The sequence below is a fragment of the Sulfitobacter sp. KMM 9851 genome, assembly GCF_057178245.1.
This window is the reverse complement of sequence record NZ_CM169991.1, coordinates 3,240,003-3,264,286: the sequence shown is the minus strand read 5'-3', so window position 1 is coordinate 3,264,286 and position 24,284 is coordinate 3,240,003. Positions and strand designations below refer to the sequence as shown.

Below are 24,284 nucleotides of genomic sequence, written 5' to 3'. Positions count from 1 at the left end.
CAAGGTTACTTACAGTTTCAGCAGGTCGACACAGACGGTCGGGGTGCGGCGCCACCAGCGGCGCTTGCCGGTCTGCGCCGGAACATTGCGCAGCGGCACACAGGTGCTGCGGGTGGCTGTCATGAAACTATGGGCATATATCGTTAGCATCGTCGCCTCCATCTATTGATTTGCCCTTTCAATATGACCCCATGGCTGGCATCCTACGAGTCACCAATGTTTCAACTATGTAAGGCCGTCTAACACATGGACTGGCGCAGCCTGCCCCCACTCTCGGCCCTGCGCGCCTTTGCCGCCTTTGCCCAGACCGGCAACGTCGTGGCGGCGGGGGCGGCGCTGGGTGTGACCCATGCCGCGATCAGTCAGCAGTTGCGCAGCCTTGAGGATCATCTTGATGTCGCCCTTCTCGACCGCAGCGGGCGCGCCCTGCAACTGACCAAGGCCGGAGAGCAGCTTGGCAAGGCGCTGCAATCCGGCTTTGGCACCATGATCGAGGCCAGCCAGCAGATCACCGGGGCGCAGGACATCCGGCCGCTGCACATCTCGACCACACCCAGCTTTGCTGTGTCATGGCTGATGCCGCGCCTGCCCAAGTTTCGCGCCCTGCACCCGGATGTCGACCTGATGCTCAATCCGACCCCGGCGGTGGTGCCACTGGCCAGCGATGGGATCGACGTGGCTCTGCGCTATGGCAAGGGGCACTGGCCGGGCCATGACGTCGAGATGCTGCTGTGTTCTCCGATGGTTGTCATCGCTGCACCCGCGCTGGTCGGCACCAAACCGATAACGGGTGCTGCGGCCCTGGCCGATCTGCCCTGGCTCGAAGAATACGGCACCAACGAAGCGTCGCGCTGGCTGGCCGATCAGGGGGTACACAAAAGCATGGGGCGCGGGTCGATCCAACTGCCGGGCAATCTGCTGTTGGATGGCGCGCGAAACGGGCAGGGGGTCGCCGTGGCGGTGCGCGCCTTTGTCGAGGCGGACATCGCTGCGGGCCGCTTGCTGGCCTTGATGGAACAGGAAAAATGCGATGCCGGATACTACATCGTGACGCGCCCCGGCGTGCAACGTCCGGTGCTGCGTGATTTCATCCGCTGGCTGCGCCGCGAAGGGCGCGCGCCAGATCCGGTCAGCTTGGACCAACCATAAAGCAACTTACATTGCGTGCAGCCAGACGGCGGCAGGCCAGATCGGCACTTTCACGGGACATGCCAAGGAAATTGGCGTCAAATCCCTGCGGTCGCTGCACGACCTTGCGCAGGGTGCCATCCAATGTCGCCATCTCGGCCAGCGCCGTCTTCAGCAGTACCTTTTCGGCTTCGTAACGGCTGGAATAGCGGCCCACATTGACGCCCCAGTGCCGCCCACCTGACGTGGATACACGGGTAACGATTTCCTGCTCGACCACCTGTTTTTTGGTCTGCGTGGGGGTTTCGTCGGCCGGGCGTAGCTCGGGCCGGATCGACACATTGGCCGATGCCAGCGTGATGTTCTCTTCTTGCCGGGTTGCCGGGGGCTTAGGGGCCGGCACGGGCGTCTGGACCGCTTCGCGCAGCGCCGCAGTAATATCGCTGTTGGATACGACACTGGTCGCATCAGGCTGCTCCGCCGTGGCCACAACGACCTCCAGCGCGGCGCCGGGCCGCAGGTGTGGACGCTTCGACGTGGTAACGGCGCCGACCAGTCGGATCGTCTTGCCCGCGCCGCCGACGGTTGATCCCGGCACGCTCGAAGGGCCGGTTTCGACATCGGCATAAACCGGGGTGCTTGGCTTGCTCAGCGGCGCGCTCGACGGCGCGCGGCGGAAACCCATGTCCATGAGTTCGGCAACCTTGGCATTGCGCGACGCTGTGGACTGACCGCCAAAGACGGTGACGATAATACGTTCATTGCCCCGCTCCGCCGATGCGGTCAGGTTGAACCCCGCCGCGCGGGTATATCCGGTCTTGATCCCGTCTGCGCCCTTGTACGACGACAGGAACCGGCGGTTTGTGTGCGACACAGTGCGGATGCCCGCATCTGCGGACAGCCGGGAAAACAGGTTATAATATTGCGGATAGTCATACAGCAGATGCCGCCCCATGGTCGTCATGTCACGTGCGGTCGACATATGGCCCGTTTCGGTCAGCCCGTGCATGTTCTTGAACGTCGTGCGCGTCATCCCCAGTGCCTTGGCCGTGCGGTTCATCCGGCGGGCATAAGCCGCCTCTGACCCGCCGATCGCCTCGCCGATTGCAGTGGCCGCATCGTTTGCCGATTTCACCGCAGCGGCCCGGATCAAATAGCGCAGCGCGATTTTCTGGCCCGCCCGCACGCCCAGCTTGCTGGGCTCTTCGTTGGCGGCCTTTTGGGAAATGGTGACCATGCTATCAAGCGAGATTTCACCGCGTTCAATAGCCTCAAAGGCAACGTAAAGCGTCATCATCTTGGTCAGCGATGCGGGGTGCAGCCGCGTATCGGCATTGCTGGCGTGCAGCTCCTTGCCGGTGCGCGCATCAATGACATAGGCGGCATAGGGGGCTGCCATCGCGCCCAAAGGCACAACGATCAACAACCACAATGCTGCGAGTAGAAATAGCCCGTAACGGGCCGGCTGAACGCGCCGCGCCTTCATGATAAAACTGCCTTTTGCTGCCTCAGGACCGCCGATTGTTCGACTGGCCATATTTATTGCCCTTAGGCTAACACAGCTTGCAAATCCGAGAAAGCCTTTGAATCAAGGGAATTAACCAAAAATACAAAATCCGCCGACCCACATATAGGGGGTCAGTTTGACTGCCCCACCATAGAAGCGAATGTGGCGACAATTGGGCAGGAAAAAGGCGTTCTCCGCCATGATTCAAACTGGGGTAAATGCGCTACACTTCGGCAATCCGAGTCACCAAATCGGGCAGCTCGCCAAGATCGGAAAGCGCGGCAAACCGGGGGGCGTCTGCGGGCGCTTCGGCCCGTTCAATGGCCCATGTCAGGGCGTGCGGGACATGCACGCCCCATCCGCCCGCCGCTATCATCGGCAGAACATCAGAGGCCATGGAATTGCCCACCATAAGCCCCCGGTCCGTGCCATCGCCATGCCGCTCAAAAATGCCCTGATAGACCGCTTTGGTCTTGTCAGACACGATTTCGACCGCATCGAAACGCGCGCGCAGACCCGACTGCGCCAGCTTGCGCTCCTGGTCCATCAGGTCACCCTTGGTGATCAGGATCAGGCGGTATTGTCCCGACAACTGGTCCAGCGCCGCTTCCACGTGGGGCAACAGTTCGATCGGGTGGCGCAGCATCTCGCGTCCCGCGGCCAGCAGCGCGCCAATCGCCTCGGCGGGCACCTTACCGTCTGTCACCTCAATTGCGGTTTCGATCATCGACAGGGTAAATCCTTTGATGCCAAAGCCGTAATGCGGTAAATTACGCCGCTCCGCCGCCAGCAGGCGCGCCATCAGCGCATCCCGGTCCCCGTGATCGGATAACAGATCGGCAAAATGATCCTGCGTCAGTGCAAAAAAGCGTTCGTTATGCCACAATGTGTCATCCGCATCGAAACCGATGGTTGTGATCCGTGGGGCCAATGCGGTACTGCCTCTTTTCTAAATGCGTTCAAGGGTTATATAGACGCTTGAACGACTCACAAGGTTCACACCAACCCCGCAGGAGCAGCAATGCGCCGTGATGATCATATGATGACAGACTGGCACATGATGGCGGATCGGCCCGGTGACGACGACGAAACCGACCTGCTGACCAAAACCAAGCCTAAGACAAAGCGGCCACCGCTCTATAAGGTGATGCTGTTGAACGATGATTTCACCCCGATGGAATTTGTCGTGCATGTGCTTGAACGCTTCTTTGGCCTTAACCACGCGCAGGCATTCGAGATCATGCTGACCGTCCACAAAAAGGGGCTGGCGGTGGTGGGCGTATTCTCTCACGAAATAGCCGAGACCAAGGTCGCGATGGTGATGGATTTTGCCCGGCGGCACCAGCACCCGCTGCAATGCACCATGGAAAAAGAAGAATAGCGCGTGATTGATTCGCGATTGCAGCTAGCGCTGAACGGCGGTGGGTTGGACCTGCCCGACGAGGGCACGATTGCTGTCATCCACCCCCCGGTGGAGGCCGATCTGACTGATCTGCCGATGGACCGCTGCCAGATCATCCACGATTTCAAACCGGCCCATGATGCTTGGGCCGCGCGCGGCTATGATGCCGTGCCTGTGGCCGATGGCCGCTATGCTGCTGTGATCCTCTGCCTGCCGCGGGCCAAGGCCGAAGCGCGCGCCATGATCGCCATGGCCTGCCGCCTCAGCGATGGGCCGGTGGTGATCGACGGACAGAAAACCGATGGCGCCGATTCAATCCTGCGCGAAATGCGCGCGCGCGTCACGGTACAGGGCCCGGTGGCCAAGGCCCATGGCAAGCTGTACTGGATCACCGCCCCCGCCGCCGAGTTCTTTACCGACTGGGAGGCGGGGCCGTCCAAGACTGATGGCGGATTTTGGACCGCACCGGGGGTGTTTTCGGCAGATGGGGTCGATCTGGCCTCTGCCATGCTGGTCGACATGCTGCCTGACAACCTCGGGCACGAGGTGGCCGATCTGGGCGCGGGCTGGGGGTTTTTGTCGGCACATGTGCTGACACGCCCCGGCGTGAAAACCCTGCACCTCGTCGAAGCAGGCCACATGGCGCTGGATTGTGCGCGTCACAACGTGATTGACGAACGGGCGGAATTCCACTGGGCCGATGCCACCGACTGGCAACCGCCGCACCGGATGGATACAGTCGTTATGAACCCGCCATTTCACACTGGTCGCGCGTCTGAGCCGCAGATCGGCCAGGCCTTTGTTGCGGCGGCAGCGCGCATCCTGTCGGGGCACGGCGATCTGTGGATGGTCGCCAACCGCCATCTGCCCTACGAAACAGAGCTCAAGAAACGCTTTGCCCAGGTGTCCGATCTGGGGGGTGACGCGCGGTTCAAATTGTTCCACGCCACACGCCCGCTGGGCACCCGGCGCGCGTTCTAACCCAAAGCCAACCGCAAGGGAAAACCCCATGTCCTTTTCGATCACCGGCAAGACGGCCATCATCACCGGCGCCGCAGACGGCATCGGCCTCGCGATCGCACGCCATCTGGCCGATCAGGGCGCCAATGTCATGTGCGCCGATTCCAATGAAAAGAAACTGCGCGAGGAACTGGGCGACAGCCCGGACGAAGGCAATGTGCGGGTCTTTGCGGGTGACCTGCGCCAACGTCTGACCATTGCCAATCTGGTCTCGGCCACCATCGACGCCTTTGATCAGGTTGATATTCTCGTCAACGCCTCGCGCCAGGTCATGCTGACCGACCCGCTGGACGTCGAAGACACGTCTGTTGACATGCTGTTGCAGCAAAATCTGATGACCGCCCTGCAACTGTCGCAACAGGTGGCGCGGCGGATGATGAAACAGGCCGAAGATCAACCCGAAGGGCAGGTCGGCTCGATCATCAACCTCAGCTCAATCTCTGCCCGGCAGCACCAGCCCGACCTGATGGGCTATTCCATCGCCTCTGCCGCCGTGCAGCAGATGACGCGGTCCCTGGCGCTGGTGCTGGCACCGCACCGGATCAGGGTCAACGCCATCTCTTTCGGGTCGGTCATGAGCGCGTCTTTGCGCGCGGCGGTGGCCGACAACCGTGACTGGCGCGATGACATCCGCAAACACACCCCGCTGGGCCGCATCGCCGCCCCGAACGAATTATGCGAAGCGGTGCAATTCCTCGCCGCCGAAAGCTCGGCCTTCATGACGGGCGAAGTCATGGTGATTGATGGCGGGCGCACCCTGCTGGATGCGGTGACGGCACCTGCGCATTGACGTAGGGCTGTGCCGTTGCCGGGATGCAAAGGTATTTAAGGTCCAAAAAAGCGGTCAGAGCCGTAGTTTCCAGCACCCGTATGCGGTCATCAAAAACCCGCCGAAGGCCGCCAGCGCATAGGGCGCGCGCAACGCGATGTCTCGGCCCAGATCCGGCTCGACCAGCGTAACCACGGCCCCGGCAATCAACGCGCCGATGGGCGCAATGCCCCAGCCGAAAAACCGGTACAGGCTGTTCACCCGCCCCAGCATTGCGTCCGGTATCAACCGCTGGCGGTAGGACACCGTTACGACATTCCACAGCATCGCGGCGCCCATTTCTATGAACAGCGCCAGCGCAACGACGGTCCAATGGGTTGCCACGGCAATCATGGCCATGCTGATCGGCAGGATCGCCAACGCCAGCCACAGGCTGCGTTGCGCCCCCAGTCGCGTGGCCAGCGCCGGGCAATATAGCCCGCCCAGAACACCGCCCGCCGCTGCTGCGGTCAGCAACAGACCGTGACCGGTGGCGTTCAGCCCCAGCACGTCTTGCGCGAAAAGCACCAGTATTGTGATCCCCATCAGCGCAAAGGCATTCATCAGCCCCAGCATCACCGCCAGCCGCAACACCACTGGATGTCGCCGCAACCATTGCCAGGCCTCGGCCACTTCGACCTTGAGCGGCCGGCGCAGCGGCGCGGCAAAGGGTGGCAGCACCATGCACCACACCAGCCAGGCCGCCAGACCAAAGGTCAGCGCGTCCAGCGCGAAGGGGGCAGGCAGGGCAAGTGCGATCAATACACCCGCCAGCGGCGGCCCCACAAACGACCCCATGATTTGTTCGATACTCCAGATCTGGCCGTTGGCGCGCTCCAGATCAGACTTATCCACCACCGAGGGCAGCATCGTCTGCGCCGCATTGTCGCGCAGCACCTCAGCCGAACCCAGCAGGAACGCCAGTGCCGCCAGCGCGGAAATATAGGGCAGGGGGCTGCCCGGTGGCGGCAGGTCGGGCAGGCTGAAAATCACTGCGATCACCCCCAGCGTCAGCAGCAATCGCAGCACATCGGCCTGCACGATCAGGCGCGCCCGGTCCATCCGGTCGGTAATCACCCCCGCCGGGATCGACAAGAGCAGCCATGGAATACGCCCCGCAAAGGCCACCAGTGCCACCATCCCGGCATCGCGCGTGATCAGCGAGGCAAGCCAGGGAAACGCCAGCACCGAAATGCCATCGCCGAGGTTGGAAATGGCTGATGCCGAAAACAGCAGCCGATAATTGCGGTTTGTCAGGATCATTGCCATGGCGTCACTAGGTCGCCCCGGCACCCGGCTGTCAAGCCACCACGCCATTGCGCCGACCCTCTGGCTGGGATATCCACACCGCACACCGCCAGCATAAAGGATGCGCCCGATGTCCCGCATCACCCATATCGCGCTAGATGATGCGAACCTGCCACCGCCGACGCCCGAGATCGAACAGGAACGCAAAGTCGCGATGTTCGACCTGCTGGAGGACAACAGCTTTGTGTTGCCCGCCCATGAAAAAGGCGCCGTGCCGCAGGGGCCCTATCATCTGGGCCTGTCTATTCGCGACAAGCGGCTGGTCTTTGACGTGAATACTGAAAACGCTGAAAAAGCAGCGGAATTTCATCTGTCGCTTGGCCCCTTCCGGCAAGTGGTCAAGGATTACTTTCAAATCTGCGAAAGCTATTTCGAGGCGGTCAAGAAATTGCCCCCCAGCCAGATCGAAACCATCGACATGGCCCGCCGCGGCATCCACAACGAAGGCAGCCGCGTCTTGCAGGAACGGCTTTCTGGCAAGGCCGAGATTGATCAGGACACCGCGCGCCGACTCTTCACCCTCATCTGCGTTTTGCATTTCGGCGGTTAAATGACGCAACCCTTGCCTCAATCCGTGCTGTTTTGCTGCGACCACAACGCAGTGCGCTCACCGATGGCCGAGGGGATCATGAAGAAGTTTTACGGCACCGGCACCTATGTGCAATCCGTGGGCGTAAAGAACGATCTTGAGATTGACGGCTATTCCATTGCCGTCTGTGCCGAGATGGATGTCGAACTGGCCCGCCACCGCAGCCGCAGCTTTGACGAGATGGAACAGTGGGGCGACGATCTCAGCTCGTTTGATCTGGTGATCGCGCTCAGCCCGGCCAGCCAACGCCGTGCGCTGGAACTGACGCGGTTTTATCATCTCGACGTGGAATACTGGCCGATCCTCGATCCCACCGGGCTGGGTGAAAGCCGCAGCGCCAACCTGACCCAGTTCCGTGCCGCCCGCGATCAGATCGTCTCTCGGTTGATCGACCGTTTTGGCCCGCCCTGCACAACAGGTTGACCCAGCGCCCAGCGGCGCGGCGCGTCAGGTGCTCGCGCAGGCCGCCGCCGCGTTTTGGCCAAATGCCTTCCAAGCCAGCCAGAATCGCTCGTTATCGGCATTGCTCGATTGGCGGACCTCTTGAAACTGGTGTGGGTCGCCAAACATCTTGGCGGCGCGTCGCTGGTCTGACGCGGACAGCGACTGGTCCGCTATGGCCTGCACACAGCCACAGCGCGTATGGGATGCCGCCTTGCGCCCCCCGCTCAGACAGGCCTTCTGGATCGGCCCTGACGCAAACAACACTGGCGCAGGCGTATAGCGCGCACCGCCATAGGCATTGCTGCTGGCATACCGAGACCCGCCACCACAGGCCGTCAGCGCGGACAGCGCCAGAAAACTCACAACATAACGCAGCATGAAATTGCCCTATACCCTATGGACCGTGGGGTTTTCCCCTTGCTGGTCCTGTTCTGCTCTGGGTCGCAGTATGCCGCAAACCGTGTGACAGGGCAATTCACGTTTCTGACGCCCCCGCCCGGTGCCACGCCGCGCGTCGGGCCACCGCCACCCCACGGGCGGGCGATGCCGCTCAATCCGTAACTTTACCGCCGCCGCTCTCAGCACCACTGGCCCCAAACTGTGACCTTTGCGCGACGCCCCGCCGCAAAGCGCCACAGCCGGGCGCGCCTTGGTGGGCAGTGCTTTTGCCCAATTGACGCCGGCGCAGCACTACGCCATATCCCCTTGCATGACAGCACTTTCAAACATCCGCAATTTCTCCATCGTCGCCCATATCGACCACGGGAAATCCACGCTCGCTGATCGGCTCATCCAAGAGACGAACACTGTTTCCCTGCGCGACATGAAGGAACAGATGCTCGACAGCATGGATATCGAACGCGAACGCGGCATCACCATCAAAGCCCAGACCGTGCGGATCAACTACACCGCCGCCGACGGGCAGGATTATGTCCTCAATCTGATCGACACCCCCGGTCACGTCGATTTCGCCTACGAAGTCTCCCGCTCCATGCGCGCGGTCGAAGGCTCGCTTCTGGTCGTCGACAGCACCCAGGGCGTCGAGGCGCAGACCCTCGCCAATGTCTATCACGCCCTGGACGCCGACCACGAAATCGTCCCCGTCCTTAATAAAATCGACCTGCCCGCATCCGAATGTGACCGTGTCGCGGAACAGATCGAAGACGTGATCGGCATCGACGCCTCCGAGGCGATCCGCGTCTCTGCCAAAACCGGCGTCGGCATCCGCGAAACCCTCGAAGCGATCGTCACCCGTCTGCCCGCCCCCAAAGGCACGCTCGACGCCCCGCTCAAGGCGATGCTGGTGGATTCATGGTACGACAGCTACCTGGGCGTCATCGTCCTTGTGCGCATCATGGATGGCCAACTCAAAAAAGGCGACCGCGTCCGCATGATGCAAAACGGGTCCGTCCACCACGTTGACCGCATCGGCGTCTTCCGCCCCGCCATGACAGAGATCGACGTGCTTGGCCCCGGCGAAATCGGCTTCCTCACCGCCTCGATCAAACAGGTCCGCGACACCCGCGTCGGCGACACCATCACCCATGAAAAGCGCGGCTGCGACAAGGCACTGCCCGGCTTCAAACCCGCGCAACCCGTGGTCTTCTGTGGCCTCTTCCCCGTCGATGCCTCCGAATTCGAAGACCTGCGCGATTCCATCGAAAAACTCGCCCTCAACGACGCGTCGTTCAGCTTTGAGATGGAAACCTCCGCCGCCCTCGGCTTTGGCTTCCGCTGCGGCTTCCTTGGCCTGCTGCACCTCGAGGTGATCCGCGACCGTATTGAACGGGAATATGACATCGACCTGATCACCACCGCCCCATCGGTGATCTACGACATCCACATGAAAGACGGCACCGTCACCCAGTTGCACAACCCCGCTGACATGCCCGACCTGACCTATGTCGACCACCTCGAAGAGCCGCGCATCAAGGCGACAATCCTCGTACCCGATGAATACCTCGGCGACGTGCTGAAACTCTGCCAAGACCGCCGCGGCATCCAGATGGATCTCACCTACGCCGGTTCCCGCGCCATGGTCGTCTATGACCTGCCGCTGAACGAAGTGGTCTTCGACTTCTACGACCGCCTGAAATCGGTCACCAAAGGCTATGCGTCCTTTGACTACCAAATGATCGGCTACCGCACCGACGCGCTGGTGAAAATGTCGATCCTGGTCAACGACGAACCCGTCGACGCACTCTCCACCATGGTCCACCGCGACCGGGCCGAAACCCGTGGCCGCGCCATGGTCGAAAAGCTAAAAGACCTGATCCCCCGCCACATGTTCAAGATCCCGATCCAAGCGGCCATCGGCGGCAAGGTGATTGCGCGCGAGACGCTGTCCGCCATGCGCAAAGACGTGACCGCGAAGTGCTACGGCGGGGATGCGACGCGCAAGAAGAAGCTGCTGGAGAAGCAGAAGGCTGGTAAGAAGAAGATGCGCCAGTTTGGTAAGGTGGATATTCCGCAGGAAGCTTTCATATCAGCCCTCAAAATGGACAGCTAAAAGCTGGCCAGTTTTAGAGCGCGCGGGAGGCAGCGTATTGCGTAGCAATGCGCGTTCCCGCTCGGTGGTGTTTGGGGCATTAGCTGGGTATAGGCGTTGGGGGCAAGACAGATTGAACCTCATTACTTGAAGCTAATATCTCCTGGGCCCTAGCCATTGCATCTTGATCAGTATTTCCATCCCTAAGGAACCTTTTCAGTTCTTGTAGCAAAGCTTCTTCTAAATGCTCCAACAAATAGTATGCACCCGTTACTCCGTGCTCCTCGAGAAAAGACTTTTGATGTGGCAACGCTTTTCGCACTGCTTCTACCAATTCCGTGTTCTTCAAGATTTCTGAAGAAACTCCATTTTTCCAGCCAACAATAGTAACCACCGCGTGCCAGATTGTAGAAGAATGTGCTTGGTATAATGCCCAAGCAAACGGAGACAAAAACGGTCTCGAAAGGTTCGCTGCATCATTCTCATTAGCACCGACTTTTGTTTTGCCCTCTACTTCGTCAATCAATTGCTGGACACCGGTCATTCTAGCGGAAGCGTCAACGAAGGCCGAAAGCTTTCCGCTCTTTACTTCTTTGTCCATTTCATCAATTTTGAACGCCTTTAAAAATTGCGTAGCCATTCTGTGTTTGTTATTGAACATAGCAGCGCGCCATAGGCTTTCCGCAGCATCAATTTGTTTGGATAGAAGCTTTTCGTTGCGCGATCTTGCCCCGGATATAACAATTTGTCGCAGATCATCTATTTTTGACCTCTCACGAGAGAGGCGATCGTCTAACTCAGCTATTTTTTCTTTGCTGTCATGGGAGAGTTTTTCCCCTATGTACTTCGAAATAATATCTCGAAGAAAATAACCGACCAACGCAAGTATTCCTGCGGCAGATGCGCCACTACCTAATACTGATAGTAATTCGCGTAGCCAAGTGCTCAAGGGTTCCATTTTAGTATTCCTGAGTATTTATGATATGATGGGACGTTATTTGTAAAACCTATCACCTTTGATAGTGAATATATTTGTACAAATTTGATAGCCCCCCAAATGCCAAACCCCATGGGTTTGGCAGCGCCCGAACCGCCCCCACGGGGCGGGCGCTTCGCTTTTTCCCCGCCCCTCGGTTCGGGCGCGGCAGTCCCAATCAACCCCAGCACCCAGTCTCAAAGCCCCCTGAACCCCGGGGCTCCGCCCGTCCCCACCTCAATTGATCCCCCGGATCAATTGCCGGGCTGCGCCCGGTCCGGTGGTGACCCCCACACGGGGCGGGCGCTTCGCTTTTTCCCCGCCCCTCGGTTCGGGCGCGGCAGTCCCAATTAAACGCACCTAACGTATCCCCGGCCCAATTCTCGCGAATTATGCGTTCGGCACTTTGAACAGTCCCCCAGACTGTTCAATCCGGCTACGCCGGACCATGCCTCACCCCCACAATCCCATTGCACCCCCGCCACCCCCAACCTACACCTTCCCCATGACATGCCCCCTCTGCGCCACAGCCAACGCCCCGCTCACCCAAACCCCGGTCCCCGGCGGCCCCGCTGACGCCAGCGCCTCCATCTGCGCCACCTGCGCCGAACAAACAGCCAGCGACACGCCAAATCCCGATCACTTCCGCGCCCTGGCCTCCACCATGTGGTCCGAAGACCCCGCGATTCAGGTCCTCGCCGCCCGCACCCTCGCCAAAATCCCCGAGCCTTGGGCCCGCGATCTTGCCGATCAGCTGTACCTCGACGACGACACCCGCGCTTGGTTTGAGAATATGGGGGCCGATAACATCCCGACCCAATCCGCCCACCGCGACAGCAACGGCGTGCCGCTGGCGTCCGGTGATACCGTGGTCCTGATCAAAGACCTTAACGTCAAAGGCGCCGGCTTTACCGCCAAACGCGGCACCGCCGTTCAGCGCATTTCGCTGGTCGCTGATAACCCCGCCCATATCGAGGGCCGCGTCGAGGGACAGCGCATCGTGATTCTCACCGAATTTGTGAAAAAACGCTGATCCACCCCCGCGATCGCGCGTATGTACGCGCAGTGTACACCCGGTGTACAATATGTGACATTTAACCAATCGTTCATAAATCTTCGCGTGATACCTTCACGTCACGGGCCAAGCCGCTGTCACTTCAGGAAAAATCGACATGTCAAATCCCTGCATTCTCTGCGTTGCCATCACCGGCTCTGTCCCCACGAAATCGGCCAATCCGGCGGTGCCGATCACAATCTCTGAACAGGTTGAATCCACCCACGAAGCTTATGAGGCCGGCGCCTCCATCTGCCACGCCCATGTCCGCAACGACGATGAAACCCCGTCCTCCGACCCCGAAAAATTCGCCCGGTTGATGGAAGGCGTCAAGGCGCATTGCCCTGAAATGATTATACAATTCTCCACCGGGGGCCGCTCCGGCGCGGGCGAGGCGCGCGGCGGTATGTTGCCTCTGCGCCCCGATATGGCCTCGCTCTCCGTCGGGTCCAACAACTTCCCCACCCGCGTCTATGAAAACCCGCCCCAATTGGTCGATTGGCTGGCGAGTGAGATGCAAACCTATGATATTAAACCGGAAATTGAGTGTTTCGACCTATCCCACATCCACAAAGCCGCCGAAATGAACCGCGATGGCCGCATCCCCGGCCAACTGTATGTGCAGTTCGTCATGGGCGTGAAAAATGCCATGCCCGCCGACCGCGAAACCTTTGATTTCTATATCAAAACGCTCAATCGCCTCTCCCCCGACGCCCAATGGTGCGCCGCCGGGATCGGACCAAATCAGATCGTCCTTAACGAATGGGCCATCGCCGCCGGCGGCCACACCCGCGCGGGCCTCGAAGACAACGTGCGCCTAGACCGCGATACCCTCGCGCCCTCCAACGCGGCCCTGATCAAGCGCGCCGTAAGTCTTTGTGATAAATACGAAAGACCCGTCGCCACCCCGGCGCAAGCCCGCGAAATCCTTGGTCTGCGGTCAGGGTAATCTCGCCAAATCAGCCACCCGCGCCCCGCCACTTAACAATTCGGAAAGGCACGCGCGGGTAAACTCCCATGTCGCGGTGTCCTGCACCAGATGGTGTGTCAGCATCCCCAACGGCTCCGCCGCATCCGCGCGACCTTGCCTGCGGTTTGCAAGCTGTTGAACCAAATCGCGAATTTGCACGTCTGGCGGCACCAGCCCTTTACCTTGCCGCCAGAAAATCGGGTCCATATGGGTGTTGATCTGCACCAACCCCGGCACCACCTCCCGCGCCGCCCGGGCGGTATAGGTCGACACGCCCAGATACCCCGCCGCCGCCAACGGGGGCAAAAAACCTGCGTCGATACGGTTCCAAGGTGGTGTAAAAATTGGTAAAATATCGTTTTTAAACAGTTTCTTAACCCGTTCCAGCCCTTGCGAAATTTCCCCCTCTGCCGCAGCACGTGGCGCCCCGAACTCGGCCTTTTTCTGGCCGTCCACTGCGTGGTTCACATGCGCCCACCCATGCACCACGGGCACCAGAAATGCGCTATCGCCACAGACAGCCGCTAACCCTTCGGTCGCCAGTTTGGGGATCACCGCCAGATGCACCGGCAGCGATAATTCCGTCGCCAGATCAACCATTTGGCGCAGCTCTGGCGTGTCCTCAACCGCGTCGTCATCGCGCCACCAGATCGGCAAATCCAGCCCCTCGAGCCGCCAAATCGCCAGTTCTGCCCGCAGCGCGGCCCAATCCACCCTCATGCAATCCGCTCCCGCAATGCCGTCGTCACCTCAACCGTCCGTGCGGCCCCGTCCCAGCCCTGTTGCATCGCAACCCGTGCAGGCGCACGCTGCACCTGATCTACAGCGCCAAGCAGGGTCTCGGGCGTCAGATCAGCATTGCGCAGAACCGTGATATCCGGCTGCTTGGCCAGTGCATCGGCGCGGATGCCTTGCTCGACTTCAGTGCCAGCGTCATAGGGTACAAAAACCGCCCGACACCCCGATTGCAACACGTCCAGCGCGGTGTTGTACCCACAAAGCGACACTGACACCGACGCACCATATAGCATCTGTCGAAAATCTGGCCGGGCGGGCTCGATCATCATGTTTTCAGGGGCTTGCGCGCTACGTTCATTGGCCCGCTGTGCGGCATCGGCACCGCCCAGCAACAACCGCCAGCGCCGGGAGGTGTCCATCGTGGCTGCGGCAATTGCCGCCTCAAACAGGGCCGCACCGACGTCGCCACCGCCCGCGCTGACGATGATCTCATCCCGGCCCACGCCCTGCGGATGTGGCCCTGAAGGGGGGGCGGCAACAAAGCCAGTGTAGTGCAGTTTTTCCGCCAGTTGCGGTGTCACCGGCCAGCTAAGGTCAAGCGGCATGACAGCGCGGTCGGCGTGTACCAGTACGGCATCATAGTGGCGCACGACCAGCGTTTCTGCCAGCGCGGCCTTGGCGGGTTTCGACGGTGGCGCAAGGATATCGCGGATCGACGCACAGACCAGCGGGCGACGGGGCAGAGCGCGGGCTGCGTCCAGCAGGGCAGTAAATTCATCGCGCAGAATACGGCGGCCAAAGGGGAAGAGTTCGGTGATCAAGACCTCGGGAGGATCGGTCAGCATCGCCAGTAGCTGCGCCTGCCGTTGGCCCATATATGCTGCGTCCGCAGGCTCACCCGAGGTATTCAGCAGCCGTGTGAAATCCACCCCGTCCGACCGCAGCGGCGGCAGTTGCACCATCGACACGTCGCCGCGATCCAGATGCGGCGCTGGCATACCGCCAGAGGCCACGCGCACCTGATGCCCTGCTGCCTGATACGCCCGCGCCAGTGTCAGCGCCCGCGCCAGATGGCCGGTGCCAAGCAAGTGGGTGACGACGATCATAACCTTCATGGCTGTCGTTCCTCCAGCCTGATCGGGGTGCGGGCCATTCGCCATTCGAGTGGTGAAATCGTTATGATGTACAGCCGGTTACGCTTGATCTGAAAGGGTGCAGCGCCGTCGAAATTCCATCCGCTGGCATGGGCCAGCAGCACCCGCATGACGCCGATATGGCAGATGGCTACTGCGTCGGTGGTTAGCGCACAGGCCCATGGGATCAGGCGCGCGCGCAGGGCATCGGGGCTTTCTCCGCCGGGGGGAGTATAGGCCCAGCCCCAGCTTTCGATATCGCGGTATCCGCTGGCCGGATCGGCGCGAAGGTCGGTTCCATGCAGCCCTTCCCAATCGCCCCAGTTCATTTCAATCAGTGCGGGGTCACAGCGCGGGGCGCGGCCCGAGACCAGCTTGGCCGTTTCGCGCGCACGGACAAGCGGGCTGGACCAGAGCGTGGCGTGATCCCACGGTGCAGGCAGGCAAAGGCGCCCTAGCTCTGCCCGCGCGGTCGGGTCAAGCGGCACGTCGGTGCGCCCCTGAATGCGGCCCGCGCGGTTCCAGTCGGTGTGTCCATGACGCAGCAGGGCAAGGCGGATCATCGGTGGACCCCATAATCGGCAAGGCCACGTGCCAAGGTCGCCGCAGCCTGCGGCATGAGGTGCCGGGCGGCGACCTGTGCCCGGGCGGCGGCCCCTTCGTGCTGTCGTGCCGCCGCATCGCTGTTCAAACCAGCCAGCCGCGCCGCAAGGGCCGAGGCACCGGCATCCGGCGCAGGATGTGGCGCAGGAGGCAGCACATCGCGCACGCCGGGGCGATCCTGTGCGACGATCGGCAGCCCTGACGCCGCCGCTTCGAGATAGACCATACCGAAGGCTTCATTCACACCGGGCCAGAACAACAGCGAGGACTGGGCATAGACCCGTGCCATTGCAGCGGCGTCCAGCGCACCGAGCAAATGGACCGCCGTGCCAAAGCGCGCCATCAGCGCGCCAACAGCGGCGCGTTCCGGCCCATCGCCCGCGATCTGCAACTGCCAGCTGTCGCGGGGCAACAGTGCCAACGTGTCTGCGATGATCCGGTAGGAGGCCAATTTGTCACCCGCGCGCATCATCCCGACACAGAGCATCGGACCGTCCAAGTCGGCAGCCGCGGGCAGTTCTGAGAGGGTCAGGAAGGGCCGCAAATGGATCAGACTTTGCCCCGGCGGTGCATCCCGGCGCAGGGTCTCGGCGTCGCGGGCTGTCAGGTAGAAAATCGCATCTGCGGCGTCGCTGGCGGCCTCTGCCGCCTTTGCGAATGCTGCCCATGGGCCGGTCAGCCGGCGGCGGGAACGGGTCGATTCCACCTGAAGATAGGGGATCGACAGAGCACCGGCCACAGCCGGGCCGAGCAAATCGGGCGCTTTGTAATAGTTGTGATACGTGATCCAGGCCTGCCATCCTTCGGCGCGGCCCTGGGCAATCAATGCGGGGATTTCGGCGGCGGCGGCGGCGGTCAGGTGGCGCTGAGTGGCAGCGTCGCCGGTGCCATCTCGACTGCGCAGCCGGCTGGCCAGAGTGATCTTTGCGCCGATATGTTGCAACGCGAGGACCAGTGATTGCGCCATTTGGCGATCCCCCGAGGCCACAGCGTGATCGGGCGGTTTCATCGGGGCGTAAAAGGCCAACCGCATCAGGCGGGCCGGAGGGCCAGCATCTGTCGCAGACGGCTGTGCAGATGGGCGATGCCAGGGGCCATCGTAAAGTCGCTTTGCAGTCTGGCAAGCGCATTATTGGCCAGCCTAGGGCCAAGTGCAGGGTCGGCGGCGAAGTCCGCAATTGCCTGCGCCAGTGCCGTCGGCGCGTCGTCGCTGAGCAATCCGTGGGTGCCGTTATCAATAAATTCTGGAATGGCAGACACCGCGGTGCTGAGGATCGGCAGGCGCTGGCTTGCGGCCTCCATCAATACGTTGGGCAGCCCGTCGCGGTCACCATCCTGTGCCACGCGCGAGGGCAGCACGAACAGATCGGCGGCGCGCATGGCGGCGATCACTTCGGGTTGGTCACAGGCCCCGCGCCATGTGATGTCGGCAGCGACACCACATTCGGTCGCGCGCGCCTGCATCTCCTGCTGCAAGGCGCCGCCGCCGATATGGGTCCAGTGCCAGTTGAGTGTTTCAGGCAGCAGGGCCAGCGCGTCGATCAGATTGTCAAAACCCTTTTTCTCGACCAGACGACCCACCGACATCAGGTGCAGCGAGCCATCAGTCGCGCGTGGCGCGCGGTCGGGCGGGGTGGGAAACCGCGCCAGATCAAGCCCGTGATAGACCAGATCGACCCGCCCCGGATCACCGGCCAGATCGCGCAGATGTGCCGCGCCAAAGGCGGTGCAGGTGGCCCCGAAATCTGCGCCATGATGGGCGGGTGAAAGTTTCTCGCGCAGCTCCCAGTCTGGCGATGTCCAGATGTCTTTGGCATGGGCGGAAAAGGACCATGGCAGCCCGCGCAGGATCGCGGCATAGCGCGCGACGGACGACGGGGTATGCAGGAAATGCGCATATAACCCGCGCAGATCGGCAGGGGCCTCATGTGCCAGGACGCAGGCCTGACCCCAGCGGCGGCGCCGGTTTGGCGTGTCGTCGCGGGCCAGATCCGCCTCAAACGCGGCCTTGGCGGCGACATAGCCGGGCATGACGCGGGCGGCGTCGCGCGCCTTGGCCACACGCTCTGGCGCGTCCCGCAGGTATTCGGGCAAATAGCGCACCGGTGCGCGCAAACGGTCGTGCAGGGGGTGCGTTTTTGTGTCGGTCGGGTGGCGAAGTGACCAGATCTCAAATCTGAGGCCCGCTTCTTCCAGCGCCACCAGTTCTTGCGCGATAAAGGTCTCGGACAGGCGCGGCCAACCCTTGACCACCACGGCCAGCGGGGCGGCGTCTGTCACGGCTTCACCTCGCCGTTCATCAGCATGCGGGCGCGTTCCTTGACCACGTCCAGCCCGTCGAGCAGCCCATCAGCCCCCGCGTCAGAGGGTTTGCCCTGCTGCGGCAAATGACGGATCGCGTCGATCATCGCCTCGGCGGTGGCACCATCGCGGGTTTCGTCCAGCATCCGCACCAGCCCCAGTTCTTCGGCGCGGCTGGCACGCAGCCATTGTTCCAGCCGTGGCACGGTGCGCGGCACGATCACGGCGCGTTTGTCGAACGACAGCACTTCGCAGAACGTGTTGTAGCCGCCCATCGACACCACGCCGTCGGCCCCGGCGAACAGCGCCTCAATGCGACTGTCGAACCCCACGGCAGTGACACGCCCACCCAGTTTCGCCACCCGCGCGTCAAAGCCGTCGCGCACTTCGCCGGACAGGAACGGTCCGTAGACGAGCACGGCATTGGGGGACAGTGTCGGGTCTTGTTCATAGGCCGCCAGCACTTGTGCCACCATCGCGGCACCGTCACCGCCGCCGCCCGGCGTGATGAGGATATAGGGCGTGGCGGGTGTATCGGCGGCATCGGTGACTTCGCGGCGCAGATAGCCTGTCCAATGCATACGTTCGCGTGTGGCAGGCGCCAGCGGCAGACCTTCGGTGGGGTCATAGACATCGCGCACGCCGTAAATCCAGATTTCATCATAGAGGTGGTCCGCCGCCGAAACCGCGCCTTTGCGCGCCCATTCGGCGGCCAGAACCTCGGGTTCGTCCAGCACGTCGCGCAGGCCCAGAACCGTGCGCGTCCGCCCGCGCAGGCGCAGCCATTCCAGCGTCGGCAGCAGTTCACCACGAAATCCGGTGGGTTCCTTGTCGACAATCAGCAGATCGGGCTCGTATTCCTCGATCGCCGTCTGGATAAGCCCGGCGCGCAACGATGTGGTGTCGTCTATGTCGAGGCCCAGCGTTTGACTGACATATGACCCGTCGGGCAGCTTGGTCACCCCCGGAAGACGGATGTGGTCGACGCGTTCGGGAAAGGTGAAACGCCCTGCCACGGGCGACCCGGTCAGGATGATCGCCGAGGCCTGCCTGTCATCCTCGGTCAGCGCCGTGGCCAGCGCGCGCGAACGGCGCAGATGACCCAAGCCAAATGTGTCATGGCTGTAGAACATGATGCGCCGGGGCGCGTCTGGGGCCCTGTGATGCCGTTTTCCTGTCTGCCGCATAGGTTCGCCTGCCTTGTCGTCTATCGCTGTGGTTGTGACCTGTGGCTATAGCCGCAGATCGCTGCCCGTTTTGCCGAAAATTCCCTTGATGTCATAGACCAAAGCCCCGGCTTTACCTAGCTTACGCAGGGCCTCGGCCCCCATGGCCACAAAGTCGCGGTAGCCCACGGCCACGACAATAGCATGATAGGTATCCGGCGCGGGTGTTTCGACGGCCATCAGCCCATGTTTATCGCGCAGCCGTTCGGTGCCGACACGCCGTGCTGCGATGGTCGGCTCGTGGGTGTCCGGCCCGGTCACGGTGAAACCAGCGCGCGCCAGCGGCAGGCCGCCATCGCCCATGCCGACTACAGCTGTCTTTCCGGTGTCGGGGGCAGTGGTCTCGGACATGGGGCGGTTCCTTGCGGTCTTGGCGTCGTGGGGCGGCCCATGGGGACCATTTCGCTATGGCACAGTTTGGCGTGGCTTGCAAAAAGGCATTCATCCGCACGCGCTTATGCCAGTGGGGTGGCATGTGTGACCACAGGCGCCCAATTGCAATGGCGGCACGGCTGACATAGCGTAAACAGGGGCCGCCCTGGCCGCTTGGGAGCAACATGCGGATATCTTCGGTTCTTTGCCTGATGATCGCGACTTTTGTGTTTTTCATGCCCGAACAGGCAGAAGCGCAGGGGGTCGGATCCTTGTTCACGGGCGCAAGCGGCAAACAAGACGCGTCAGCCGGCGGGAAGATCGCCCAAGATAACATTGACGCGATCATCAAGCAGGCCGCCGACAGCGGCGTGAATGTGATCGTGATCGACAGCGCGGGCAATCTTGTTTCAGCGCCGACCGATGTGGCACCGCGCCAAGACGCACCCCAGGATGGCGAACCAGAACATTCCGCCCTGATGAAGATGCAGGATGATGCCGCCCGGTTCCGCGCTGCCTTGCTGGAACGGGTGCTGCAATTGCCGGTCGCCTTCAACGAAGTGATCTATATCCTGCGCGCCGCCAGCCCCGATGGCACGCTCTGGGCCTTTGGCAAAGCGCTTGTACTGAGTCTGGTGATGTTGTCGCTGGGTGTTGTTGTCGAACGGCAGGTTTTCGGCAAACGCTTTGCACGCAGGCATGTCGTGGCTCGGATCAAGGATGATCCGCGGGGCTATTACGAAAAGATGCCTTTCCTGATCTACCGCTTTGTCGTGGGGGTCGCGGGTATTCTGGTGTCGATGGCGGTGGCCTATGTGTTGGGCCTTGTCATCTTTGGACCGCTGGAAGACACGGCGATGCAGTTCACTGTAACGCTGATCAACATCGGCTATTTCGCCTGTCGTTTCGTGGCCGGCCTGTGGCGGATGATCCTGTCGCCGTTCCTGCCGCAATACCGCATTCCTGCGCTGGGTGATCGCGATGCAAAACGCCTGCACCGTTGGCTGTGGATACTGGGTACGGTCGACATCTGCGCCATCCTGTTTGGCTTGTGGATCGGCGAGTTGGGGCTGAACTACGACGCTTATGCTTTTATCGCCGCGATGATGTCGGCCTTTATCGTATTGCTGAATATTCTGATGGTGCTGATCAACCGCCACGCCATCACCCGCGCGCTGCGCCATGGCAAGCCGCTGGAAGAATGTAGCCTGATCACCCGTATCCTGTGCCGGGTCTGGGCGCCGACGGTGATCGTATATGTGATCTTTGCTTGGTTTGAACTGACGTATGATCTGGTACTCGGCAATCCAAGTTCGATCCCCCTGATCGCGGGGGCTTATGGCATCTTGATCTCGATCATCGTGGTATATGGGGGGATCAACTATGTCATCGAGCGCTGGTTCGCCCGCGCCCGCGCGATCCGCCGCGTCAACGCGCTGCGCGCCGAGCAAGAGGCACAGGCCGAAGCCCGCGAGCAGATGGACAAGGGCGCTGATGCGGACGCAGGTTCGACCGTACAAGGCCCGGCTGAACCACCCCAGGCGATTGAGGAAATCCAAACTGATTTGATACCCAGACGGGGCCTTACGACGTTCGAAGAGCTGGCGCGCCGGGTGGCGGGTATCCTCGCCTTTGTCGCCGGGGCCTATGCGTTTTTCTACATCTGGGACAACAAAAGCGCCGAAATGGCCGAGACATACGCCGACCGGTTGCTGGATTTCATGGTCACGATTTTCATTGGTTACGTGGTCTATCACGCGTTTCGCATCTGGATTGACACTAAAATCGAAGAAGAGCGCGGCGACGAGGAAGAGGCCGAACTGGGCGACGAGGGCGGTGGATCATCCGCCAGTCGACTGGCCACGCTACTGCCGCTGTTTCGCAATTTTGTACTGGTCACCGTGGTGGTCGCCGTGGTGCTGATCTTGCTGATGGGCATGGGCGTAAACGTAGGCCCGCTCTTTGCCGGGGCGGGTATCGTGGGCATCGCGATCGGGTTTGGCTCACAGGCTTTGGTGCGCGATGTATTTGCCGGGGCGTTCTTTTTGTTTGATGATGCCTTTCGCAAGGGCGAATATCTGGACGTCGGAGGGGTGAAGGGCACGGTCGAGAAAATCTCTGTCAGATCGTTTCAACTGCGCCATCACCTTGGCTATCTGCACACGATCCCCTTTGGCGAATTGCAGGTCATGACCAATTATTCGCGCGACTGGGTCATCATGAAGCTGCCGTTGCGTGTGACCTATGACACCGATGTGGAACGGGTCCGCAAACTGATCAAGAACCTTGGCATCGAACTGTTGGACGATCCGGTCATCGGGGAAAACTTTATTCAACCGCTCAAATCCCAAGGTGTGATCGAAATGCAGGACAGTGCCATGATAATCCGGGTCAAGTTTATGACCAAACCGGGTGATCAATGGCTGGTGCGCAAGCGCGTCTACGAAGAAATCCGTGCGCTGTTCGAACGCGAGGGCATCCGCTTTGCCCACCGTGAGGTGACGGTGCGGCTGGCGGAGGGCAAGGTGGCAGATCTGAGCGATGAACAGAAACGCGCCGTAACGGCAGCGGCGCAGGCATCCGCGCAGGAGGACGAGATCGAAGCACCGGGAAGTGGCGGCGACGACCGCTGAGCCACTGGCGGCATTTTGCGCAGGAGGCTTGGCTGTGGCGTTGAAACCGCGCTTTGACCCGCTAGCTTGTACCGCATCATCCCACAGGAGAATTGCAATGACCCAGACACGCCGCCGTTTCCTTGCCACGTCTGCTGCCGCAGCCGCCGCCATCACCCTGCTGCCCTACGCCGCCCGCGCCGCCGCGCATGGCGGTGATACTTTCGACACCGATGCCGGGCCGATCACCGTTCATCCGGTGGCCCACGCGTCTTTCGTGATGGAGACACCAGCAGGCACGATCTATGTCGATCCGGTGGGCGAGGCGGCACAGTATGCCGATTTCCCCGCAGCCGACCTGATCCTGATCACCCATGAACACGGCGATCACTACAACGCGGAAACGCTCGCCGCCCTTGCTGCCGAGGGGACGCAGATCATCGCCAATCCGGCAGTCTTTGCCATGCTGGCTGATCCACTGAAGGGGCAGGCCAGCGAGGTTGCCAATGGGGCAACCGCAATGTTCAACGATCTGCGGATTGAGGCGATCCCGGCCTATAACATCACCGAAGATCGCAAGAACTTTCACCCTCAAGGGCGCGACAACGGCTATGTGCTGAATTTCGAAGGCTTCCGTGTGTATATTTCGGGCGATACCGAGGATACGCCTGAAATGCGCGCGCTGACCGATATTTCGCTGGCTTTTGTCTGTATGAACCTGCCGTTCACCATGGATTCCAATGCAGCGGCGTCGGCGGTTGCCGAGTTCAAACCGACATATGTTTATCCCTATCATTACCGTGGCCGCGATGGTGGCACGCAGGACCCTGCGGAATTTGCCAAACGCGTGGGCACCGATGTCGAGGTCAAGATGGGTGGTTGGTACGACGCATGATTGCCATCGGGTGCAGATATGCGCCCGACTAAGGCGGGGGGGGGCAACGCGGTTGCGCCCTCCTAACTGTCGTGGTGCGTGATCGTACCGTTGCCTAGGGCAGAGACCTGCATCCGCACGTCCCATGGCATCGGAAAGATTGTGTCGATGGGGCAAAAGTCATGGCCTATGCCCACGACCCTTGGCATCCGGGGCTGCGCGGCGAGGGTGCGGTCATAGTAACCGCCGCCGTTGCCAAGGCGGCATCCTGTGCTGTCGATCCCCAAAAGCGGGCAGATGACGATGTCGGGGGTGACGGGCTTGGCAGTCTGCGGCACGGGAATATCCCAGATGCCGCGCGTCATGGCGCAGCCGGGATGCCAGCGGTGAAACTCAACCGGGGCGTCTTTTTTGACCACCACGGGCAGGGCGAGTACGGCGCCATGATCATGGGCCATTTTCATCCAGCCGCGCAGGTCCAACTCACCGCGGATTGGCCAGTAAGCGGCGATGGTGAGGTTTGGCTGCGGGGTGATGAGCGTGCCAAGTGCCGCTGCCACTTTTGACGATTGCGCTGCCAATTCACCCGGCGACAGGGCACGGCGCAGGGCCATCAGCCGCGCGCGTTCAGCGCGGCGAAAGCGGGCGACATCGCGGTGGGTGTCGGGGTCTACCAATTGTCCGTCGATCAGCAGATGGGCAAAGCAGGGGGTGCTGTCATCGCTCATAGG

25 protein-coding genes are annotated in these 24,284 nt (G+C 61.4%); 11 read left to right on the top strand and 14 right to left on the bottom strand.

Features of this window, described 5'->3' with window-relative positions:
* Positions 1–9: 9 nt before the first annotated feature.
* Entirely contained in the window at positions 10–150 is a 141-nt protein-coding gene (locus AC1965_RS16140) for a hypothetical protein (RefSeq protein WP_483884862.1), read from the bottom strand.
* 96 nt (positions 151–246) lie between these two features.
* Between AC1965_RS16140 and AC1965_RS16135 the strand changes: the two genes are divergently transcribed.
* Positions 247–1,149, top strand: coding sequence for a LysR family transcriptional regulator (locus tag AC1965_RS16135; RefSeq protein ID WP_483884861.1), 903 nt, complete (start codon positions 247–249; stop codon positions 1,147–1,149).
* On the opposite strand, the gene AC1965_RS16130 is transcribed toward AC1965_RS16135, so the two are convergent.
* Both AC1965_RS16130 and AC1965_RS16125 read right to left on the bottom strand, forming a co-directional pair.
* Positions 1,130–2,614: a serine hydrolase gene (locus tag AC1965_RS16130; RefSeq protein ID WP_483887068.1), complete on the bottom strand. Its 1,485-nt coding sequence runs from the start codon at positions 2,612–2,614 to the stop codon at positions 1,130–1,132. The genes AC1965_RS16135 and AC1965_RS16130 overlap by 20 nt on opposite strands.
* Before the next feature lie 244 nt (positions 2,615–2,858).
* Positions 2,859–3,566, bottom strand: a complete 708-nt coding sequence (locus AC1965_RS16125; protein WP_483884860.1) for an HAD family hydrolase — start codon at positions 3,564–3,566, stop codon at positions 2,859–2,861.
* Positions 3,567–3,674: 108 nt separating this feature from the next.
* Between AC1965_RS16125 and clpS the strand changes: the two genes are divergently transcribed.
* Genes clpS through AC1965_RS16110 form a run of 3 tightly spaced genes read left to right on the top strand, consistent with a single transcriptional unit; the run spans position 3,675 to position 5,847 of the window.
* The gene (gene clpS / locus AC1965_RS16120; protein WP_483887067.1) at positions 3,675–4,016 is read left to right on the top strand and encodes an ATP-dependent Clp protease adapter ClpS; all 342 of its coding nucleotides are present in this window, start codon (positions 3,675–3,677) and stop codon (positions 4,014–4,016) included.
* Between the two features lie 3 nt (positions 4,017–4,019).
* Entirely contained in the window at positions 4,020–5,018 is a 999-nt protein-coding gene (locus tag AC1965_RS16115) for a class I SAM-dependent methyltransferase (RefSeq protein WP_483884859.1), read from the top strand.
* Positions 5,019–5,046: 28 nt separating this feature from the next.
* On the top strand, positions 5,047–5,847 hold the full coding sequence (locus tag AC1965_RS16110) for an SDR family NAD(P)-dependent oxidoreductase (RefSeq protein ID WP_483884858.1): 801 nt from the start codon (positions 5,047–5,049) through the stop codon (positions 5,845–5,847).
* Positions 5,848–5,901: 54 nt separating this feature from the next.
* Here the strand turns inward: AC1965_RS16110 and AC1965_RS16105 are convergent, their stop codons facing one another.
* On the bottom strand, positions 5,902–7,182 hold the full coding sequence (locus tag AC1965_RS16105) for an MFS transporter (protein WP_483884857.1): 1,281 nt from the start codon (positions 7,180–7,182) through the stop codon (positions 5,902–5,904).
* Positions 7,183–7,243: 61 nt separating this feature from the next.
* Between AC1965_RS16105 and AC1965_RS16100 the strand changes: the two genes are divergently transcribed.
* Together AC1965_RS16100 and AC1965_RS16095 are read left to right on the top strand one after the other, a co-directional pair.
* Entirely contained in the window at positions 7,244–7,723 is a 480-nt protein-coding gene (locus AC1965_RS16100; RefSeq protein ID WP_483884856.1) for a UPF0262 family protein, read from the top strand.
* The gene (locus AC1965_RS16095; protein WP_483884855.1) at positions 7,724–8,185 is read left to right on the top strand and encodes an arsenate-mycothiol transferase ArsC; all 462 of its coding nucleotides are present in this window, start codon (positions 7,724–7,726) and stop codon (positions 8,183–8,185) included.
* Positions 8,186–8,209: 24 nt separating this feature from the next.
* On the opposite strand, the gene AC1965_RS16090 is transcribed toward AC1965_RS16095, so the two are convergent.
* Positions 8,210–8,584: a hypothetical protein gene (locus AC1965_RS16090; RefSeq protein ID WP_483884854.1), complete on the bottom strand. Its 375-nt coding sequence runs from the start codon at positions 8,582–8,584 to the stop codon at positions 8,210–8,212.
* Positions 8,585–8,915: 331 nt separating this feature from the next.
* Here AC1965_RS16090 and lepA point away from each other — a divergent pair, with 331 nt between their 5' ends.
* On the top strand, positions 8,916–10,715 hold the full coding sequence (lepA, locus tag AC1965_RS16085; RefSeq protein WP_483884853.1) for a translation elongation factor 4: 1,800 nt from the start codon (positions 8,916–8,918) through the stop codon (positions 10,713–10,715).
* Between the two features lie 79 nt (positions 10,716–10,794).
* Here lepA and AC1965_RS16080 read toward each other — a convergent pair whose 3' ends face one another.
* Positions 10,795–11,652: a hypothetical protein gene (locus tag AC1965_RS16080; RefSeq protein WP_483884852.1), complete on the bottom strand. Its 858-nt coding sequence runs from the start codon at positions 11,650–11,652 to the stop codon at positions 10,795–10,797.
* A gap of 523 nt (positions 11,653–12,175) precedes the next feature.
* On the opposite strand from AC1965_RS16080, the gene AC1965_RS16075 reads away from it, so the two are divergent.
* Together AC1965_RS16075 and AC1965_RS16070 are read left to right on the top strand one after the other, a co-directional pair.
* Entirely contained in the window at positions 12,176–12,703 is a 528-nt protein-coding gene (locus AC1965_RS16075; protein WP_483884851.1) for an alkylphosphonate utilization protein, read from the top strand.
* A gap of 139 nt (positions 12,704–12,842) precedes the next feature.
* The gene (locus tag AC1965_RS16070) at positions 12,843–13,673 is read left to right on the top strand and encodes a 3-oxoadipate:acetyl-CoA acetyltransferase (protein WP_483884850.1); all 831 of its coding nucleotides are present in this window, start codon (positions 12,843–12,845) and stop codon (positions 13,671–13,673) included.
* On the opposite strand, the gene AC1965_RS16065 is transcribed toward AC1965_RS16070, so the two are convergent.
* The 7 genes from AC1965_RS16065 to AC1965_RS16035 are packed head-to-tail and all read right to left on the bottom strand — an operon-like array spanning position 13,665 to position 20,046.
* Positions 13,665–14,414 (bottom strand): polysaccharide deacetylase family protein, encoded by a 750-nt coding sequence (locus tag AC1965_RS16065; protein WP_483884849.1) that lies wholly within the window; start codon positions 14,412–14,414, stop codon positions 13,665–13,667. The genes AC1965_RS16070 and AC1965_RS16065 overlap by 9 nt on opposite strands.
* Positions 14,411–15,547, bottom strand: a complete 1,137-nt coding sequence (locus AC1965_RS16060; RefSeq protein ID WP_483884848.1) for a glycosyltransferase family protein — start codon at positions 15,545–15,547, stop codon at positions 14,411–14,413. The genes AC1965_RS16065 and AC1965_RS16060 overlap by 4 nt, the downstream gene beginning before the upstream one ends.
* Positions 15,544–16,128 carry a histidine phosphatase family protein gene (locus tag AC1965_RS16055; protein WP_483884847.1) on the bottom strand — a complete coding sequence of 195 codons (585 nt, stop codon included), beginning with the start codon at positions 16,126–16,128 and terminating at the stop codon, positions 15,544–15,546. Before AC1965_RS16055 ends, AC1965_RS16060 begins: the two co-directional genes overlap by 4 nt.
* Positions 16,125–17,177, bottom strand: coding sequence for a glycosyltransferase (locus tag AC1965_RS16050; protein ID WP_483884846.1), 1,053 nt, complete (start codon positions 17,175–17,177; stop codon positions 16,125–16,127). The genes AC1965_RS16055 and AC1965_RS16050 overlap by 4 nt, the downstream gene beginning before the upstream one ends.
* Before the next feature lie 23 nt (positions 17,178–17,200).
* Positions 17,201–18,448: a glycosyltransferase family 4 protein gene (locus AC1965_RS16045; RefSeq protein ID WP_483884845.1), complete on the bottom strand. Its 1,248-nt coding sequence runs from the start codon at positions 18,446–18,448 to the stop codon at positions 17,201–17,203.
* Complete coding sequence (locus AC1965_RS16040; RefSeq protein WP_483884844.1) at positions 18,445–19,656, bottom strand: glycosyltransferase family protein; 1,212 nt, start codon at positions 19,654–19,656, stop codon at positions 18,445–18,447. Before AC1965_RS16040 ends, AC1965_RS16045 begins: the two co-directional genes overlap by 4 nt.
* A gap of 45 nt (positions 19,657–19,701) precedes the next feature.
* On the bottom strand, positions 19,702–20,046 hold the full coding sequence (locus tag AC1965_RS16035) for a hypothetical protein (RefSeq protein ID WP_483884843.1): 345 nt from the start codon (positions 20,044–20,046) through the stop codon (positions 19,702–19,704).
* A 233-nt stretch (positions 20,047–20,279) separates the two neighbouring features.
* Here AC1965_RS16035 and AC1965_RS16030 point away from each other — a divergent pair, with 233 nt between their 5' ends.
* Together AC1965_RS16030 and AC1965_RS16025 are read left to right on the top strand one after the other, a co-directional pair.
* Positions 20,280–22,700 carry a mechanosensitive ion channel domain-containing protein gene (locus tag AC1965_RS16030; protein WP_483884842.1) on the top strand — a complete coding sequence of 807 codons (2,421 nt, stop codon included), beginning with the start codon at positions 20,280–20,282 and terminating at the stop codon, positions 22,698–22,700.
* A gap of 97 nt (positions 22,701–22,797) precedes the next feature.
* On the top strand, positions 22,798–23,574 hold the full coding sequence (locus AC1965_RS16025) for an MBL fold metallo-hydrolase (RefSeq protein ID WP_483884841.1): 777 nt from the start codon (positions 22,798–22,800) through the stop codon (positions 23,572–23,574).
* A gap of 62 nt (positions 23,575–23,636) precedes the next feature.
* Here AC1965_RS16025 and AC1965_RS16020 read toward each other — a convergent pair whose 3' ends face one another.
* On the bottom strand, positions 23,637–24,281 hold the full coding sequence (locus AC1965_RS16020) for a 5-formyltetrahydrofolate cyclo-ligase (protein WP_483884840.1): 645 nt from the start codon (positions 24,279–24,281) through the stop codon (positions 23,637–23,639).
* Positions 24,282–24,284: the final 3 nt, after the last annotated feature.

What these genes read in the sequence shown, in the direction of transcription:
- AC1965_RS16030 (WP_483884842.1), top strand. Translation starts at nt 20,280, where the DNA reads ATGATCGCGACTTTTGTGTTTTTCATGCCCGAACAGGCAGAAGCGCAG.
- AC1965_RS16090 (WP_483884854.1), bottom strand. Translation starts at nt 8,584, where the DNA reads ATGCTGCGTTATGTTGTGAGTTTTCTGGCGCTGTCCGCGCTGACGGCC.
- AC1965_RS16080 (WP_483884852.1), bottom strand. Translation starts at nt 11,652, where the DNA reads ATGGAACCCTTGAGCACTTGGCTACGCGAATTACTATCAGTATTAGGT.
- AC1965_RS16035 (WP_483884843.1), bottom strand. Translation starts at nt 20,046, where the DNA reads ATGTCCGAGACCACTGCCCCCGACACCGGAAAGACAGCTGTAGTCGGC.
- AC1965_RS16110 (WP_483884858.1), top strand. Translation starts at nt 5,047, where the DNA reads ATGTCCTTTTCGATCACCGGCAAGACGGCCATCATCACCGGCGCCGCA.
- AC1965_RS16135 (WP_483884861.1), top strand. Translation starts at nt 247, where the DNA reads ATGGACTGGCGCAGCCTGCCCCCACTCTCGGCCCTGCGCGCCTTTGCC.
- AC1965_RS16065 (WP_483884849.1), bottom strand. Translation starts at nt 14,414, where the DNA reads ATGAGGGTGGATTGGGCCGCGCTGCGGGCAGAACTGGCGATTTGGCGG.
- AC1965_RS16070 (WP_483884850.1), top strand. Translation starts at nt 12,843, where the DNA reads ATGTCAAATCCCTGCATTCTCTGCGTTGCCATCACCGGCTCTGTCCCC.
- AC1965_RS16105 (WP_483884857.1), bottom strand. Translation starts at nt 7,182, where the DNA reads ATGGCGTGGTGGCTTGACAGCCGGGTGCCGGGGCGACCTAGTGACGCC.
- AC1965_RS16100 (WP_483884856.1), top strand. Translation starts at nt 7,244, where the DNA reads ATGTCCCGCATCACCCATATCGCGCTAGATGATGCGAACCTGCCACCG.
- AC1965_RS16060 (WP_483884848.1), bottom strand. Translation starts at nt 15,547, where the DNA reads ATGAAGGTTATGATCGTCGTCACCCACTTGCTTGGCACCGGCCATCTG.
- AC1965_RS16050 (WP_483884846.1), bottom strand. Translation starts at nt 17,177, where the DNA reads ATGAAACCGCCCGATCACGCTGTGGCCTCGGGGGATCGCCAAATGGCG.
- AC1965_RS16020 (WP_483884840.1), bottom strand. Translation starts at nt 24,281, where the DNA reads ATGAGCGATGACAGCACCCCCTGCTTTGCCCATCTGCTGATCGACGGA.
- AC1965_RS16075 (WP_483884851.1), top strand. Translation starts at nt 12,176, where the DNA reads ATGACATGCCCCCTCTGCGCCACAGCCAACGCCCCGCTCACCCAAACC.
- AC1965_RS16130 (WP_483887068.1), bottom strand. Translation starts at nt 2,614, where the DNA reads ATGAAGGCGCGGCGCGTTCAGCCGGCCCGTTACGGGCTATTTCTACTC.
- AC1965_RS16140 (WP_483884862.1), bottom strand. Translation starts at nt 150, where the DNA reads ATGCTAACGATATATGCCCATAGTTTCATGACAGCCACCCGCAGCACC.
- AC1965_RS16025 (WP_483884841.1), top strand. Translation starts at nt 22,798, where the DNA reads ATGACCCAGACACGCCGCCGTTTCCTTGCCACGTCTGCTGCCGCAGCC.
- AC1965_RS16040 (WP_483884844.1), bottom strand. Translation starts at nt 19,656, where the DNA reads ATGCGGCAGACAGGAAAACGGCATCACAGGGCCCCAGACGCGCCCCGG.
- lepA (WP_483884853.1), top strand. Translation starts at nt 8,916, where the DNA reads ATGACAGCACTTTCAAACATCCGCAATTTCTCCATCGTCGCCCATATC.
- clpS (WP_483887067.1), top strand. Translation starts at nt 3,675, where the DNA reads ATGATGACAGACTGGCACATGATGGCGGATCGGCCCGGTGACGACGAC.
- AC1965_RS16095 (WP_483884855.1), top strand. Translation starts at nt 7,724, where the DNA reads ATGACGCAACCCTTGCCTCAATCCGTGCTGTTTTGCTGCGACCACAAC.
- AC1965_RS16055 (WP_483884847.1), bottom strand. Translation starts at nt 16,128, where the DNA reads ATGATCCGCCTTGCCCTGCTGCGTCATGGACACACCGACTGGAACCGC.